An 18,277-nucleotide genomic window follows, 5' to 3' on the forward strand; every position below is an offset into this window, starting at 1 on the left:
TTAAAAACTTGATTGAAAATGTTATGGGCTTTGAATAAATTTATTAAATCACCTCCGTCGAAAAGTTTAATGGAATTGTCTTTTAAAAAATGAGTTGATTTTAATTTATCTACCCATTCACTCCAGCATCTATTTTGCTTTAAATATAAATTTCTTCGAATACATAGTGACCATTCTTCTATTCCTATTTTCTATTGTACCGTGTACATCTATCATTTCAAAACCACAACCAATACACCAATATCCTTTTTGACCACTTACAACGTCACGAATATAAACATGATTACTAAAGTTGTCTTTTGCATATTCGTTTTGTTCTATAGAAGTTGATGATTTCATTTGTTTAATCTTTTAAATTAAACATTAGGCCATATCGTTTTTATCTCCAAACACATAATTTCAATTTCATCTAACGTTTTTTCAATCTTTTTAGGAGCAGAAATAATACTATCTGCAAATACATCTACAGAAAAACAAAGCTCTGGTAAAACAATTATTTCTTCATCTTCAAAAACTAAATCGAGGTACTGATAAATACAAGTTGCTACATATTTTGATTGTTCTACATCAAACAACTCAGATTTAGAAACATGCAATTTTAAACCTCCAAGAAACCAAATATTATCAATTAAAACCTTTATAATTAAATCCGGAGATACTAAAATCTCTACATCAGAAACATAAAACGACCTAATTTTTTGTTTTGCAACAATTTCATATTTATGCTCTTTCAGAATATTTGGCAAAGTCATTTTTATATAGCGTTCCATTGCATCAATAGAAACTGTTTTATCATTTTTCTTCCATGGTGTGTCAGGATTTCTTTGTTTCAATTCTTCTATTCCTTGCAGAACCGGAATTATGTCCCCTCCCGATCCAATAGCTTTTCTTATTCTTGCCTTTGCCATACCATATCTTCCTACTAATACAGCAGGCGGATTTTTTTGTTGTTTGACTATAGCTCTCTTTTTTGCATCAGAGACTTTTGAAAAAGTTGCTAATTGATTTATCGAAATTTTATATTCTGCCATTATTATATCTTTAATAATTTGTTGTCACACGTATTTGATCTTTATTCCAACTATCAGGATAAAAATTCTTGATTATCTGTTTTGACTTCAGATTTTCAAAAAGTTTATTGTTATAATCTCTGTTGAGAAAGGTAGGTTTACCTTTCTCAAATAATTTTAAATACTCCCAATGAATATTTTTAACCAATAAAATAATGTTATCATTGCTTAAACTAGAAAAATATAGATTAATTAATTTTACTTTATTTTCATACAAAACTGAATTTTTTACGATAGAGCTAATTGCATCAAATTCAAAATCAATTTTTGCAGATTTTTGGATGATAAATTCTCCCACCTTCTTTGCTATGCCTTTGTTATCTATAATATTTTGCTCACTTAATTTAGAGATATACTTGAATCTATTTTCAATACTTATTTTTTGAGAATTTAATATCAATAAAACATCATCTTCATCTGTTTCAAAATCATCAATATTTTCGATGAATTTATTAAAATCCTTTTCAATTAATGTAATGTGATTATGAGCAAAGTATTCCCTTAATAAATCATAGTTTTCCTTTGTTGTAGCCAATCTTTTATCAATTAAATGAATAACTTTAGTTTCACTTAATTCTTTAAAATTGAGGTTTTTCCACTTATGATTACAACTATTTATTAACTTTATATAACTCTCATCTGAAATATTTTTACCTTTTAAAATTTCAATTTCAAAAATTTCATTATTGAATTCTTCTGTAGGGGCAGGTATTTTATTTTCAGATAGTTCTGTGTAAACATTCCCACAATTTAAAAATTTTACTAATTTTTCATCAATTTTATTTTCACAGGCTGAGTAATAATTGATTACATTACTCCAATTAGGAAAAACCTTGTTTTCCTCTAATAGTACTCCTTTGATTATTCTATTATTAATAGTGCTTAAATTGGATATTTTGGTTTCAACTTTTTCAATAATCTTTAATATTAATTTGCTTTCTATGCCTTTGTTATTTAATAGTTTTTTTAGACTTTCTTCATCTTCAAATTTATTCCCCTCTAACTTTAAATATACATCTTCTATATAGGTATTTATTTCAGCATTAATATATTCAATCAATGGTTTACAGTTCGAATTTTGTATGGTTGTGTAATTGGCAGTTTCAAAGGTTTCTTCTTTTTCTCCATATAATTTAAGCATTTGCAAAAGGTTACCCTTATTAATTACATAGTAGCCATTATTAAATACAAACTCAAATAATTCTTTGGTTTCATCATTTGGATTTTCCAATTTCTCAAACTTAACATTAAGTTGTTCAATAAGGTTTGTGATTTTATTAAAGAAGTTTAGTTCATCTGTCTTTTTTAATAAAGATAAAAAATTAGGATTCTGCTCAATAGCTTCTTTTAATAATTTATTATTTTGATTATTGATAATTGTTTCAATTTTTGAAAATCTAATAATCAATCCCAAATACGCATTAACTTTATCCTTAGGGTAAACACTCTTTAAATAAATATACTCCCAAAAGCTACTCCAGTACTTTGTAAGTTTATCTATAAAAACGATTAATTTTTTCTCATACCCTTCATTTATTTTTTTTAAAGAATCATCATCAATAATTTTTTCATCAACAATTTCAATTAAAGATTCCTCAGTAGTATAAGAAGCTAAACCAATATATCCATCAATAAACTCAATAGATTTTTCCTTTTCATTAGATAACAGTTTTAAAATTGCATCATATTTCTCTGAATATATTGAATAATTTTCTCCTAAATAATCTAACAGATCAAAGTTTAAAATCGTTTCCCTTGCAAAGTATTTTAATTCTATGTGATTTTCAATAAGATTTTCAATATATGTTAGTTTATAATCAAAACCTTCATTAGTACCACTTTTTACATTTCGCTCAAATTTTTTATCTCCTTTTGTAAGTGAGACTTCGTGAAATAATGAAATATAATCATTGTAATTTTCATTAATATAACCCTCTAATATCAAGTTTCTCAACAATCCATTATTCGAAAAATCATTTAAGTATTGATTTATATCAACTTCATTAAAAATTTGCTTTAAATCCCAGTTTTCAATTTCTGATTTCTCAATTTTTAATTTTTCAATTTCCTTTTGTAATAACTCGATACTATTATTATGTTTACTTTCAATCAATTCAACTCTTTCTTCGTAAGTAAAATCTGAATTAACCTCATTCTCTATTATTTCAAATGATACCCTACTAGTATATACTCCATTTCCATTTTGATAATATTTAAAAGCAGTTGTCTTAATAACTTCATTAAAGAAATCGTCAGACATCAAATCGCTAAATCTAAGTTGTTGATTGTTTATAAATAAATGTGTTGCATTTGCTATTTTTTCTGAAATTTTAATTAAATATATTGGTTTTAATTCTTCAATATCAGAAATATTTTCAGCTTTAATTTTTATAATTTCAGTTTTTTTAAGTCTTATTTTTAAGCCTAAAGTAGAAATTAGTTTCTGCGCATATTTCTTTTTATCATTAATCAATTTATATAATTTTCCCTCTTTACTATTTAGTTTATTAAAATCTTCGGGATCAATATTTTTATAAGTAATCATTGCAAATAGTTCTGCTTCACGACCACTAATTACATCAGGCTTTAGGATGTTTCTATAAATAACAAACTCATGGAAAATGTTTATCAATAACCTCATATCAATGTCATCAATAAAAGTAGTTATGTCCGAAAGAAATTCTTTAGGAAAGACATTTTCTTCTAATTCAGATTCTTTTATTAGTGTCTTTAATTGGTCATTTGCATTTGAGGAGTTAATAAAGGGAATCACTGGAATAATATACTCAAAGAATTTTACTCTTTCTTTTTTGTCATTAAACAAATCATCTCCAACTGCATATAAAAACTTGATTCCAAATTCTTTATAAGCGGGTCTATTTCTTATAGAGTCAGCATTGTTTAGTAAAATATTAAGCTCTCTTAGTTTGGTAAATATATTAGTATTATCAAATCGATCTAAATCTTCAATCACTACAACATTGAAATCATTTTTTTCAAAATAATACAGTATCTCATCATAATGCTCATTTAGTATTGACTTATTTGAATCATCTCCAATTTCAATTTCACCTTTTAGATTCACCTTATTAATTTTTGAATTACTAAACAATTCAACTACAAATTTTGAAAAATAGCCAATTCCTAAAAAAGCAATTAAAAAAATGAAGACTGAGATCCAATCTAAATCATTCATTAATATCCATTTATTTGGATTTATGTTATCTAAAAAATTATACTTAAAAAGTAATAATAAGCTGAATACCCATAAGACAAAACAAAAAGGAATTAAGAAAATTAGCTTCCACTTAGGAATATTTGCAATTCTTTTAAATCGAGACTCAGGAAGATTTGATGGCTTTACTTTATAAATTATTTGTTGTAAAATACTGATTTCAAGTTGTTTTTCAATCTCATTATTACTAATTATTGTCTTTTTAAATTCTTTAACAATCTCTTTTTCAGCTTCTTTTTCAGTCTTTCCGTTTTTTATTTTTATTTCATAGATATCTTTAAAATTGTCTTTTGTCTTAGTTTGATTAAAAGCTGCTAATGAAATATTTAAAAATTTAAAATCATCTCTGTGTAAATCTTCAAACGTTTTTAGCAAAGTACTTTTCCCTGAACCGTAGCCTCCTGTTAAAGCAATATTATTTATTCCTTGTGCATTTAAAGTATCTTTCAATTTATCTAAATAGGGTTGTACCTTTTCTAAATCTTCGTTTTTAGTTAAAATTTTAGGAGCAAGTGAACTAATTGAAGAAATGTTTTCTACAATTTTTATTTTACCAATTTTACACCAAACAGGTAATAGATCATTAAATTTAGAACTCCCCATATTATTTACTTTATCAAACCAAATATTAATTAACCTTTAAGTTTTTTACGACACTTTCTTCTTCCCCTCTTCTACTTCACAAACAACCCAGCCGTATATTTTTCATACAACTCAAACAAAAACTCCATACGCTTGGCTTCACTAGTAAAAGATTTATCTATTGAAATCTGTATCTTCAATATTTTCATTTTCAAACTTAACTAATCCTTGATTAATTATGGTTTGAACATCTTTTATAGTTTTTATTTTATCCAAATCTTCATCATTATATTTAGGATAAACACTTTTTAGTACATTCTTAAATTGATTTATATTTATATTCTTGTCCTTCAACTCTAGCGACATAGATATCTCATCTTTAGCAGATAAATACGGTTCATACAATCTATGATATGAACTACCAATTGCACCATAAAAAGGAATTAAAAGAGGTTGTGTTTTCCCACCATCAATAATTTGATTAATAGCAATTCCTGGATAAGGATCAATATAAAAAATTATTCTAATCCCAAGTTGGTATGCTTTTTTAGAACATAGTTCACAAGGGCTTGCAGTTGTGAATAGATAACCATTTTTCACGCCAAACCCCCCAAATTTTGTCAACTGTAACATCGCATTTTCCTCTGCATGTAATGACCTTGTATGGACTTGATTTGACACACCCTCGTAATAATTATGTATTGTTTTAAAACAAAAAGAACAATTTTTCCCATTTAACTCGTTCTCATTTACTTCAAGTTTTTCTTGAAAATAATCTATAATTGCACTTTTAAAATTATTGATTTTACCCTTTTTATATTTAAAATCAGAGGTATTACTTACTAAGCCCTTTTCAAACTTACTGTAATGTGGATTCTCATTTAAATCTTCTTTAAAAAAATCGTTAACATTTCTCAAATTACAAGGTGTATGACCTTTAGCAACGTCATTCCATCCAATACTTTTTGCGATGAATAATTCATCCGTAATTACAGCTCCAACTTGTCTTGAAATACAACCCGAATTTAGTTTTGCAGTATAGGCAATTTGCATATTCCTTTCACTAGCACTTGGTGTTATTAACCCCGGTTGATTAATTAATGCAATCAATTTTAATAATTGTTCTTCTCGTGTTAAAAACGTGTTACTAAATTTTTCTTTTTCCGCTAAAGCATTACCATTTGATAAATTGGTGAAAAAATCTTCAATTTCATTAACCCTCAGATTAAAAATATGATAATCACTCTTTTGAATACAATTTTCTATATCGGGAGAAGTAAATTTACCTTTAGAAAAATCTTTTGTTTTATATTCCTCTTCATCAAGTTCTATAAGATTGTTTAATATGTCAGGTGTAATAAATTTATTTTTGAATCTATATTCTAATCTTTTTTCAGTATTTCCTATAATATCTTTTGAAGCAACCATATAAAATGCTGAAAATCGTTCCTTAAAAAAAGTGATTTCTAAAGAATTTTTAAGACTATCAATTACAATGTGGGTAGATTTTCCATTATTTTTTTCAATATTAAATTTCCTCCTAGATTTAATAATTTTATTTATTACCTGGGAGACAAAATATAAATTTGAATTAGTGTTTTCATTTTCTATAAATACAGTTCCATTTTTTCTTATGGTACAGGATAATTTGTGTATAAAAAACATCTTTTTATATAAACACTCTTCATCAATTATTTTTAACAAACGACTACTTAAAAATCTAAATTCATTACTAAAAAAAATTGCATTTAATTCTAATAAATTATTATTATCTATCTCTGTAATATTGTTTATCTCATAAATTCTATTAATTATTTTACCATATCTATCCACTAATAAATGAATATTTTTTAACAAGTCAGGGTTCGCTTCTAGATTTATTTTTAAATAATCATTAAGTATCTTTTCATACAAATCAACATTATTACCTAAATTATTTATTAATATAAAAACAATAACTTTATCATAATCTATAATATCATATTTCTGCCAGTTATCACCATATGATAAGTAGTTTTGGGTAATTTCCATCTTTCTTTTAAAAACAAGATCTGTAAATTGATTCGATTTCCTAAACCCTCGTTCCAGATTTTTAATATCTTTTGAAAGTATCTTCGCAATTTGCGTGCAACCCGAACCTAATCTTCCAGTTAAACCAATAATTGTAAATTCTGTTCTGTGCTTATATAATTCCTGTAATTTCATAATTATTTTATTTTTTTAACTTCTTAACCTTCTCCTTTACAAACATCCCAGCCGTATATTTTTCATACAACTCAAACAAAAACTCCATCCGTTTGGCTTCACTGCTAAAGGTTTGTTTACTGTAAGCCGCATCTACAGCTTTATCCAATTCATTATGCGCTTTTACCAATGCATGCGGCATGGTCAACGGACTGTACAAATCTGCCAAGGAACTATTAGAGAACGATGCTCGAATCTCTAACACGTTTTGCGCTTTTTCTTCAATAGTTTTTATTTGCTTTTCAGTTGGATTTTCTGGCCAAGGATAGTTGTTGTAAACTATAGAATTTGAATACCTGAAGTCACTTTTAAGCCTTCCACATAAATTACGCACCCAAGACATATGCATTTCTGAGGTCAAAACTCCAAAATGAAACATTTTTGCATCTGGTATAATCAAGCATAAATTACTTGCAATTACAGATGATGGCATAAATCCCATTGGTATATATTTTCTTCTTTCAGAAGAAACACTTGGAATAATTATATACTCGCTTTCATTATGTGAAACAAATGCAAATTGGGATGGATTATTTGCCAATTCTCTAGTTTCTTTTCTAGTGCTGCTTTCTCTAAATTTTTTTACATCTTTTAACCTTTCTGATATAAATATTGATTTTCTTAAATCAGAAGGGTCAGCTCCTTTAAGCCATAGACAATATCTTGGAATGTTGTTTATAAATTCTACACTACCGACATATTTTCTAATATATTTAGAAATTAGTGGCTCTTGTTTCATTACTTTATTTTTTTCCCCTTCATCAAATAATAAAAATCCTCCATCTATTGGTTGATTTCCAAATTTTATTTTGGGAACGTTACAAATAGGATTTGAACTTTTGTTTATCAATAAATCTTTTGCGTCAACCAAATAAGGATTAATGTTTTTGGCTTTTATTTCGTGTGCTTCCCCTTTGATATCCTCATACTCAAAAAGACGTTTGTCATTTGTCTCAAAGTTTGCAAAACCTACAATCACGCAATAGACAGCCGCATTACCTTTAGCTTCATTGCTCCATCTAAAAGTACGGTGTGCAAAATGAATTTTTATGCCATATTTAATTAACATTTGTCCCCAAAGTATGCTAGTTTGTTCTCCTTGAACAATAGAATTAGTAGAAACAAAAGCAACCTTTATTGTAGTGTCCTGAATGTATTTGGCAGCTTTTAAATACCAACCTGTTACATAATCTAAAACACCACATCCGGGAATATTATTAAATTCTTTTACAATTTGATTTCTCTGGAATTGGCTCATTATTTTTGAACCAATAAAAGGAGGATTTCCAATAATATAAGATAATTTATCTTTTGAAATAATTTCTTCCCAATCTACTTCTAAAGCGTCACCGTGTTCAATCTTAGCAGATTTTTTTAATGGCAAGCGAGCAAAGTATTGTCCAAATTCATTGCTAATCATCATATTCATTTGGTGATCCATCAACCACATGGCTACTTCGGCAATACGAGCGGGGAATTCTTCATATTCAATTCCGCACATCATATCTACATCGAGCCACATAATCTCCCGAATATCCAAAACTCCTTGTCCAGATTTGTAAGTTGCCCGCAATACTTCCAGTTCCAATAAACGCAATTCACGGTAGGTAATAACGAGGAAGTTACCGCAACCACAAGCGGGATCTAAAAATTTTAATTGGCTGATTTTTTTATGAAATTCGGGTAATTTGTTTTTGTTTCCTTTGATACTTTCAAATTCTGTCCAAAGTTCATCTAAAAACAAGGGCTTAATGAGTTTCAAGATGTTGCTTTCACTAGTGTAATGCGCTCCTAAGTTTCTGCGTTCTTTAGGATTCATTACACTCTGAAACATCGATCCAAAAATAGCCGGCGAAATTTTACTCCAATCGATATAGCAACAATCCAATAAAGCCAATCGCATTTTGGTGTCAAAACTGGCAGAAGGCAGGACTTCTTCAAACAACTTCCCATTTACATAAGGGAAGTCATTTAATTGTTCATCCAAATTTTTAAAGCGTTTTTCTTTAGGTGTATTCAACACTTGAAACAGTTCTTGAAGTTTTCCGGCTAAATCGCTTCCATCCTCGGCAGTTCTATTTTCTATGAAATCTTGAAGCTGTTGTTTTTCAAAAATAGTAGTATCCTCCGCAAACAAGCAAAATAATATTCGAACCAAATATACTTCCAGTGGGTGTCCTTCATATCCAATTTCTTCCAATCGGTCATGAAGTTTTCCCATCAATTCAGCCGCTTTTATATTGGCAGGGTCTTGTTCTTTGTACGTTTTCTTTTGATAACCTAATAAATAGCCAAAACTTTGGACATTTTGGACTAAATCATTTAAAGTAAATTCTAATGTAGTTTGTTCTTCCGTATCGTACAATCTAAAATAATGGAAGTCACATACTAAAACGTATTTTGGTAATTCGTTTTGTTTTAATCCATGGGTATAATCAATGGCTTGCTGAAAAGCTTTATTCAGGTTTTTGCCCCGGCTTTTCATTTCAACTAGTATCGTTCCTTTCCAGAGTAAGTCAATGTAACCATCCGCATCAGAAAGTTTTTTTACTCTATGTTCAAAGGTTCCAATCTTTTTTCGGCTAATACCAAAGACATCAAAAAAGGCATCTAAGAAGGGTTTGGCATCTGCTTCTTCGTTGGTAGTATGTTCCCATTCTTTAGAAAATCGTAATGCTCGGTCTTTTATTTCATTCCAGCTTAAAGCCATAGTACGTATTGCAATTTGTTATTTACCAAACCTACCAAATATAAATGATTTTAACACGATTATTTATACGTAGATATACCTGATTATTAACAAATTTAGATACTTAATACTTCATAGTTTTACGGTTTTCCGTAAAACTATGAAGTATTTAAAATCTCTTCATCCTATTATCCAATACCTTGAGATACTTCTCTTTCATAGTATCAGACAAAAAAGACACTTCTACAAGTTCGGTCCATTTAGACACGCTTTTATTCATATCAGATAAAATAGTGGTAACTGTTTTATCATTAAGTCCTAAACGTTCTTTTGCGTAATACTCTATTAATTCCGTTGATTTGAAATTGCTCTTTTTACCTTTGAGAGATAGCGCTAATTCTTCCTGCGGATTTTTAATGGAAATTGAAGAATTTAAAAAGTCGTAAACTGGAGTCAAAGTTGTTTTTCCCGCTTTTGTAATTACTGAAAAGTTCTTTAAATGCATATCTTCATTACCCGTTATGAAACAGAATAAAACTCGCTTAAAAAAATCTGCTTTCTCTATAGCAGGAAAAGTGCAGTACTCGTCAATTACTTTGACTAACTTTTCCATAGTATAATCATACTTGGTATCTCTTGAACTCCCTGTTAATTGTGCAAAATCTTCAGTAGCATATTTTTTTCCTTTACTGTATCTGTCAAATCGTTTGATAAAATAAGAAAGGCTACCATCTTTTGAATAAATCAAGCCATGAAGTGGCACATCAAGCCCGTATACTTTTGCCATTTTCATGGTTACATCTTCATTTTCTGGTAGTTCAGGAAAGATGTCATTTTGAGGTTTTATAATATAATTACCAAATTGATCTACAATTTCAAATTGTTGATTAATAACTGAAATAACAGCACTTAATTTAGGTTGAACTCCCTGAATTGACAATTTCTTGGCTCGATTAGCCGCTTCTTGTCTTTGTTCGGCTGCGGTAAATGGTAAATCATGTAATGTAGTAAGTTTAGGAGCAATCATCCGAAGTCCTTTTTTACTATATTTTTCAGTGCCACATAGTTCGTAAGTTATTGGGCATCTATTCATCTTTCCATTCTTTTACCGTTACTGCTCCTACCAAATCATTTCCTGTGGCAATTAGTTGTGCGAAATAATCATTTTTGTCAATTTTACCGATTTTTAAAAGCCCTTCTAGCATGATCCCTTCTGGCAATAATCCTTCAAAAAAAGAAGGGAATTTGGCAAATGAATATGTTTTAGTATTCAATGGCATTGTCAATGATACGGGTTCGTCCTCATACTTGTCATCATAAATAAATTCATACCCTCCAGTAGTATTTTCACTCAATATTCCTGCTCTTTTGTTGTGAACAAATATGATTGCTTTTTTCATAATTATTTATTGATTGGGCTTTTAAACTGAACTTCAATATTTAGTACTTTTAGAACAGCTAAAAGATTATTCCAACTAACTGTTTCTTTATTTTTCTCAATATCAAAAATGGTAGTCTTCCCTACTCCTGCCAGATTAGCCAGTTCTAATTGTGTCAATCCTGCTTGCTTACGATGCTCTTTTATGAAGAGACCTAAATTAAAATCATTCATTTTTACCGCTTTAACAGTAAAAATAAACAAATATGCTGTAAATCACAAGTAATTAAAATAAAATCACATATTTTTACTGCTATAGCAGTAATTCTTATATAAATAACAGTAAAGAGACCTAAATAAGGAGGACAAAAAGCTATTTTACCGCTATGGCGGTAATTTTAAGAAATCTATTTTCTATTACTTTTTCCTTTAAGTTCTATGAAATTAAATGCTTGGAATAATCTATCATAATTTCTGTGTCCATATCGAGCAAAACCTTCTATAGCTTGATAAATATCACCATTAAATTCAGATTCATAATTACATAATATGACCGTTCTAAAGTTCTGATTTTCGCATCTTTTGTACAAAATATCCTTAAACAAATCGACTTTACCATAATTGGAAGCCTCTCGTTCATTTTTAACATCATCAAAAACTCTAAAACTTTTGCTATATTTTCTACTTACGTCAATCCGAGAACTGTTAGTACAACTTTCAAATTCTTCTACAATATCCACTGTATTATGCATTCTTACAGGTTGTTGATCATGATTTAAGCTACACTTCCTAATCAAAGAAACTATTGTTTTCATTATCGAAGTTTTACCAACACCTACACCACCTACAATTAGTAGTCCTTTTTTCAATGAAATTTCACAATTAGGAACAAGGTAAAATAAAGGTGAATTGTAGAAATTAGACGATTGTAAAAAATAATACATGACTGTAAAAACAAACGCTTTAGATTCATAAGAAATGACGAATTTTCTTTTATTTACTATTTCATATTCAATTAAGAAAAAATTCCAAAAAACAAGCGGAGTCAATGAAACTTGAAACTTAGGAAAATGATTCTTTTCATTTTGGCTTGAACTTAATTCTTTATATTGAAAATCTTTAAATTTCTCAATATAATCAGAAACTGAATAAATATTACAATGCTCCATTATGGTCTGTTTTTACTTAAAAGACATTTCTCAGTTAACGTGGGATACACAATCCAGCTTTTAAGTTTCAGCTCTAAATTCCATTTGTATTCTTCCTCAAATGCCAGCCGCCCGGTGTGTATATTTTCAGTACTCCAATAATCATAAAATTTAATTAGATGATCATTTGGAAATTGATTTGAAAATTTGAAAATTTCATTTTTAAAAAATTCTTTTCTTTCTTTAATTTCTTTATTTTCTTTATTCTTCTTGTTTGTTGTGGTTTGTTCTTGGTTTGATTGTGATTTGTTTGAGGTTGGATCTGAAATTTGTTTGTGGTTTATGTCTGAGCTATGATTGTAAACTACTGATTTTACTAGTTTCAACCTAGTAAATTTGTTTGTGGTTATAACGTCTATGTAAGATGTATTTTTTAACTTCAATAATGACTCCCGAACTTTAAATTCTGACATCAATAATTCTTTACTCAACTTATTAATTGAAGTAATATGTTCACCTTCAAAAATTTCAATTCCACGCCATTTTGCAGGTGCATAGTTAGCTTTTATGAGTAAATGGATATAAATCCGAAATACATCAGGATGATCATACCATTCCCACTCCAAAATTGATCTGGATAATTTTACAAACCCGTTGTTCATTACTAGATTTTCCATCATTACTTATTTAAAATAAACAACTAAGCATGAATCTAAATCAAAATAGGGCTTTAGTCCATTAAGATTTAGCGGCATGTTTTTAACTGGATAATATCTTTTAATAATTTTAGCTTCGAGATTTTTAATATCTCTCTTAGTTGCAGGTTTATTAGATTCCGAAATAAATAAATTTTCAGCTAATTTTACGATTGCTACTCCAGCAACAGTATTTCCTACTCCTGCTAAACTCATTGTTTCAATTTTAGTTGGCTCTTTCTTTTTATTATCTGGAACACTTAATCCAGTTTTAGAATTTCTCAACATAAAAGCTCTTGTCCTACAACTATTACTGCAATACTTTTGTACCACTCTTCTTTTAGGAATATAGTCTCTACCACAATTATGGCATGTGTATGAATATTTATCCATGATGCGTAATTTTTACGTTAGTTTTACGGTTAAATCGATTTTGATGATGAGTTTATCGTCTGTACTGCAAAGATTTTACCTCATTCAAGGCTTTTTCTAAACTTTCATTGGTGATTAAAACTCTATTACCAATTTTAAAAGCTTTCAAATATCCTTTCTCGATATAATTTCTAACGGTTAGTGTACTAACTTTTAATTCGATGGAAGTTTCCTTAATTGTGTAGTGTTTTTTTCTTTCTTTTGCCGATTCTTTCTTTGAATAAAATTCCTGAATAGCTGTGTCTAAGGAAGATTTAATTATTTCTTCCAAGGTTTCTGGTGTAGTGATTACTAGTTTCATAATATTTTAATTATGCAAACTTCCTTAATGTATGAGGGTGAATTTGCTTGTTTATAATATTGTAAAACTACAAGCAGAAGAAACTATTTAATATATCAAAAATCTATTTTATATTACAACTAAAAAAAATTAAAATAATTGACTATCAGTATTTTAAAAAAAATAATTATATGAAAATCTATTAAAAAACTATTTAGACTTTATCTGAATTTACATTTTAATGTATATTTTCTTTTGTTTAGCAAAAAATTCATCAATTATAACTAACTCCGGCTCATCATTAGAATCAAATTTAGTTTTCATGTGATTAGTTCTAAAATTTTCTGTTATCGGAGATTCATTAATTAAAAACTTTGACTGTAAAAATTTAAAAGATTCATCCTTATAATGCAAAATCAGATAATCCTTAAAATGAAAAAATATCCTGCCAATAAAATTTTGTTTTTTTGATGATTTTAACGGGATCATTTCTTTGTTTCCGATAATCATACAAGAAAAGAAGTATGACCAACCATAAGAAAATAGGTTGTTAATTTTAAGAAAATTATATAGGTATAAAAGGAATGGAAGATTATCTCCTACATATGTATTACTGATCATTACTTGGGAGTCGTAATAATATTTATTATGAAAATTGGTTCTCATCTCAATTTCTGTATTTAATTGACCAATTTCTCTCTTTAGATCTTTTATTTCACTCTTTAAGTCATCAACTTCTCTATTTTTTCGATTCTCGAAGTTATCTTTTTCCCTTTTATTTTGAGTCTGTAAATCTTCAATTTCTCTGTTTTTATTAATCTCAAAAGTTTCATTTTTTAATCTATAATTTGCTTCTAAAGAAAGCTTTTCTAGTGTATGGTTTCCTAACACTCTTATTAATCCGTTTTCAAAACTTAGCCAATTCCAATTGTATCGATCTATTTTACAATTATCATTTAAAAAATCGAAATATATTTTTGACTTTAGAATATAATTTAATTTGAGATGATACTTTCTACTATTCTCTCTGATCTTCAATAATTGTCCTTCAACAATAAAATTTTTAGTTTTTTTGAAATCGTAAACATCTAAAATATATTTTGCGAGATTATTCAATTCATCTTTTTCATCGAAAACATCAAGTGCAATATTTGAGGCATAATCCTTGGCTTCTTGAATTACATGAGAGAAATAATTATTAGTAGTATAACTAAATTCATTTTTTATTTTAATCAACTCCCCTAAAATACCAACTATCCTAATTTCATCAGATTTAGATTCTTCTAAATCCATTTTAGACTCTCTAAAAATCGCTTCCAATAATATATCTCCCTCCCTCTTACCGATTAAAAATTCATCGATTATATAATCTTCTAGCCTTTCTACTCCAAGTTTTTTAGCAATACTATCTCTATTCATTTAAGATCAATTTAAATTGTTCTGCTGGAAATTTAAATAATCTATTTTTAATATTAATTAATTCCCTGAAATTTTCTTTAATGGAATTTCAATATTAAAAACTTCGTCCATTGCTTCTTTCTTTTCAGGTTCGCTAATTTGATAATATTGATTAAGTGTTTTCATATCATTATGTCCAGTAATAGATGCTATCAACTTATCACTTTTTCCTTGCCTTTTCATCATTGTTATAAATGTTCTACGAGCAGTATGAGTACTTATTCTATCGTAAAAAAACATATCTTCCTTTATGTTCTCCTTACCTTTGGTGGTTACTTTCTGAACCTTATGATTATATTCTAATTCCTGAAAAACATCTTTTATATATTGATTCTGTTTTTGATTTGCAATTAAAGGAAGTTCGTAATCGTATTTTAACAATATATATCTAGAAAGACTAGTTAAAGGAATTTCTCTTGCTTCTTTTGTTTCGTCTTTATCTTCTTTTAGAATAATAAAATTGTCAGTTACATTAGTTTTAGTAATTAAAGAAAGTTCCCCAAATCTCATTCCTGTTACACATGCAAATACAAAAACATCTCTCACTCTTTCAAGTTTACTACTTTCGAACTGGTGCTGCATTAATTTATTTAAATCTTCAATTGTTAGAGCAATTTGATTCGTTATTACTCTCTCAACTTTCTTAAATTCAAGAAAAGCATCATTGTAAGTATAATTTTTCTTTCTTGCCCAAAACATAAATGTTTTAAAAAGACCTAAATTTCTAGAATAGGTATTATTTATATGCTTCAAATCGTCCATACAATAAACAGTAAATTCTCGATGAAAAAATTCATTAATATTACTAAACGTAAATTTATACTTTTTAGCAATTTCAAATTTTTTAAGAATATTTTTTATGTTATCATATCGTTTGATAGTAGCTTCTGACCATTCTTTTCCATTCTTCTTTTCTGACATAAATTCATCGTAGGCTTCAAAGAAAATATTCTTTCCAGCTGCTACTTTTTTAAACTCTAAATCAAATGCTTTTTTTAAAATTTTAGAAGTAAATGGTTCGTTAATCCTTTTGTATAAACTTTCTGTTTCAAGAAATAAATCAGAATAACGATTTAACTGTTTCTTTATGCTTTCTGAAAATTTTGATTTATTTTTACCATTAGTAAAAACAAATCTATTTTCAAAATCCCAGTTCTTTGGAATTATTTTTTCTCCAGCTGAATAAACGAATTTTTTGTTCTCTTCTTTGAAATAACAGGAAAATAAAATCAGTGTTTCATTTTCGGATTTTGGTTCTTTTAAATTAAATGTGTATTTCATTCAGTTGACAATTTAGTTGACAATTTTGCTTTATTAGGTTATAAAAACAGCATAATAACAAATATAACAAATCCAATCAAAATAGGCTCTAACGCCTCATTATTAGTTGTTAACACATAATTCTAGTATATAAAACGCAATAGCCGGCGACTCCACAAAAGGAAGGTGTCGAACACCTTCCTTTTTTACTTTTTAAAACACTTAAAATCAAATACTTATCTATTTAATAATTCTAAAATCGAGACAAATTCCTTAAATATACTAAAAAAAGAAAAAGGAATCCGCTGGGAATCGAACACCTTAAAATACTAACAATCAATACTTAAGATATAAAAAAAACAAGTGTTCGATCGAAATTTTTCAATCCCGTCCACTATCCTTATTTTTTTCATAGAATTCTTCAAATGTCTTTCCAACAATAACTCGGACAAACCAATCAACTATAACAGCACGTTTTTCCTTTGCTTTACTCTTTTTTTTACTTCCATCACTTTTTTGAGACTTATTAGATTTTGGTTTCATGGAAAGACTATTAAATCAAATTGCAAAAAACTTTTATCAAAGTTTATAATTCAATTTAAATTGATTGTTAAAGAATAATTATTTTTAGATTAATACTTATTTGATTAAAATAATATCTAAATTTTTATCTGCAAACAGGTATTTATACGTACTGATTTATAGGTTCTGTCGCATGTGTCAGAATCAAATATAAGAATTTAAGTAATTTAAAGGTTAATCAGCCAATTTACAGAAAGATTTAAACATAGTTAGCACTGGTCCAATCATCTGATTTTTTCTCAGCATATGGACAACTTCAATTCCGCTCAAGGTTCGTTTGGCCGATTCAAAGCTTTTAAAGCCTAACCCGTTTTGTATCCTCCATTTTATAAATCGATGATCCTGTTCTACAATATTGTTGAGATATTTACACTGCCGGATTTTAATCTTTGAGAAAGAACGCTTGTTATATACTTTAATCGCTGCAGTATTAGAACCACTTTTATCAATGTTAATTACTCTTGGCCGGCAATTACTACCAATTGCTTTAATTAGAAACGACTGAGCACTCATTCTCTGTCTTTTTCTGGTCAAAAGAAAGTCTACTGTATTGCCTAATTTATCTACCGCTCGATATAAATAGCACCAAATACCTTTTACTTTGATATAGGTCTCATCCATTCTCCAACTCGCCCCCACTCTCCCTTTTCTCTTCTTCATCTCTGACTCAAACAAAGGTGTAAACTTATACACCCAACGCTGAATCGTGGCATGATCAACAGAAACTCCTCGCATTTTCATGATCTCTCAACATCACGATAGCTTAATGTAAACCTAAGCTTAAAATATACCGCCTGCAGTATAATAGATTTCGGATAGCAATAACCTTTCGTATTCATGAGTTTAAGAATTTAAAAAAGACAAAGATAAAACTTAACTTTAGATGCGACAGAGCCTACTTATCTCTTTCTAGGAATACAGTAAAGAAGTATATTTCTTTATTCGAAGTCCTCGGATTAATTATTGAAGTGATTAATGAAAAAACAGATGAAGAACTGGAACTTTTGTTTTCACACACTACAGTGGAATCCATTAGTTCTAAATTGCAGAAACTTCATGATTTTTTTCCTAAAATGGAACGGGAACTAAAAAAAATTGGAGTTACAATACACCATATGTGGGAGCTATATATTTCTGTAAACCCTTATGGCTATAGCAGTTAACAATTTTATCATCATTAAAAAACATGGGATACTAGAAACGACCCATCAACTTTTTGATGTT

16 protein-coding genes are annotated in these 18,277 nt (G+C 28.4%); all 16 read right to left on the minus strand.

What is annotated here, in order from left to right:
* Positions 1–129: 129 nt before the first annotated feature.
* Positions 130–339, minus strand: coding sequence for a hypothetical protein (locus ACNQF8_RS13975; RefSeq protein WP_417953756.1), 210 nt, complete (start codon positions 337–339; stop codon positions 130–132).
* A gap of 17 nt (positions 340–356) precedes the next feature.
* Positions 357–1,031, minus strand: coding sequence for a hypothetical protein (locus ACNQF8_RS13980; RefSeq protein ID WP_417953755.1), 675 nt, complete (start codon positions 1,029–1,031; stop codon positions 357–359).
* Between the two features lie 10 nt (positions 1,032–1,041).
* On the minus strand, positions 1,042–4,908 hold the full coding sequence (locus ACNQF8_RS13985; protein WP_417953754.1) for a YobI family P-loop NTPase: 3,867 nt from the start codon (positions 4,906–4,908) through the stop codon (positions 1,042–1,044).
* Between the two features lie 153 nt (positions 4,909–5,061).
* On the minus strand, positions 5,062–7,092 hold the full coding sequence (locus tag ACNQF8_RS13990) for a hypothetical protein (RefSeq protein WP_417953753.1): 2,031 nt from the start codon (positions 7,090–7,092) through the stop codon (positions 5,062–5,064).
* Positions 7,093–7,099: 7 nt separating this feature from the next.
* Positions 7,100–9,841 carry a DNA methyltransferase gene (locus ACNQF8_RS13995; protein ID WP_417953752.1) on the minus strand — a complete coding sequence of 914 codons (2,742 nt, stop codon included), beginning with the start codon at positions 9,839–9,841 and terminating at the stop codon, positions 7,100–7,102.
* Positions 9,842–9,989: 148 nt separating this feature from the next.
* Positions 9,990–10,913: a HipA domain-containing protein gene (locus ACNQF8_RS14000; protein WP_417953751.1), complete on the minus strand. Its 924-nt coding sequence runs from the start codon at positions 10,911–10,913 to the stop codon at positions 9,990–9,992.
* Positions 10,906–11,220, minus strand: a complete 315-nt coding sequence (locus ACNQF8_RS14005; protein ID WP_417953750.1) for a HipA N-terminal domain-containing protein — start codon at positions 11,218–11,220, stop codon at positions 10,906–10,908. The genes ACNQF8_RS14000 and ACNQF8_RS14005 overlap by 8 nt, the downstream gene beginning before the upstream one ends.
* A gap of 2 nt (positions 11,221–11,222) precedes the next feature.
* Positions 11,223–11,432, minus strand: coding sequence for a helix-turn-helix domain-containing protein (locus ACNQF8_RS14010; RefSeq protein ID WP_091205694.1), 210 nt, complete (start codon positions 11,430–11,432; stop codon positions 11,223–11,225).
* Positions 11,433–11,605: 173 nt separating this feature from the next.
* Complete coding sequence (locus ACNQF8_RS14015) at positions 11,606–12,367, minus strand: ATP-binding protein (protein WP_417953749.1); 762 nt, start codon at positions 12,365–12,367, stop codon at positions 11,606–11,608.
* Positions 12,367–13,023 (minus strand): hypothetical protein, encoded by a 657-nt coding sequence (locus tag ACNQF8_RS14020; protein ID WP_417953748.1) that lies wholly within the window; start codon positions 13,021–13,023, stop codon positions 12,367–12,369. The genes ACNQF8_RS14015 and ACNQF8_RS14020 overlap by 1 nt, the downstream gene beginning before the upstream one ends.
* 6 nt (positions 13,024–13,029) lie before the next feature.
* Positions 13,030–13,434, minus strand: a complete 405-nt coding sequence (locus ACNQF8_RS14025) for a SprT family zinc-dependent metalloprotease (protein ID WP_417953747.1) — start codon at positions 13,432–13,434, stop codon at positions 13,030–13,032.
* A gap of 52 nt (positions 13,435–13,486) precedes the next feature.
* On the minus strand, positions 13,487–13,774 hold the full coding sequence (locus ACNQF8_RS14030; protein WP_417953746.1) for a helix-turn-helix domain-containing protein: 288 nt from the start codon (positions 13,772–13,774) through the stop codon (positions 13,487–13,489).
* Between the two features lie 210 nt (positions 13,775–13,984).
* Positions 13,985–15,172, minus strand: coding sequence for a hypothetical protein (locus ACNQF8_RS14035; RefSeq protein ID WP_417953745.1), 1,188 nt, complete (start codon positions 15,170–15,172; stop codon positions 13,985–13,987).
* A 57-nt stretch (positions 15,173–15,229) separates the two neighbouring features.
* Positions 15,230–16,492 carry a tyrosine-type recombinase/integrase gene (locus tag ACNQF8_RS14040; RefSeq protein WP_417953744.1) on the minus strand — a complete coding sequence of 421 codons (1,263 nt, stop codon included), beginning with the start codon at positions 16,490–16,492 and terminating at the stop codon, positions 15,230–15,232.
* Between the two features lie 360 nt (positions 16,493–16,852).
* The gene (locus ACNQF8_RS14045; RefSeq protein ID WP_417953742.1) at positions 16,853–17,014 is read right to left on the minus strand and encodes a hypothetical protein; all 162 of its coding nucleotides are present in this window, start codon (positions 17,012–17,014) and stop codon (positions 16,853–16,855) included.
* 213 nt (positions 17,015–17,227) lie between these two features.
* A protein-coding gene (locus ACNQF8_RS14050; protein WP_417953741.1) for an IS6 family transposase occupies positions 17,228–17,892 on the minus strand; the annotation gives its coding sequence in 2 pieces (ribosomal slippage) (positions 17,228–17,802 and positions 17,802–17,892; 666 coding nt in all).
* Between the last annotated feature and the right edge of the window lie 385 nt (positions 17,893–18,277).

The sequence above is a fragment of the Flavobacterium labens genome (assembly GCF_048286755.1).
GTDB lineage: Bacteria > Bacteroidota > Bacteroidia > Flavobacteriales > Flavobacteriaceae > Flavobacterium.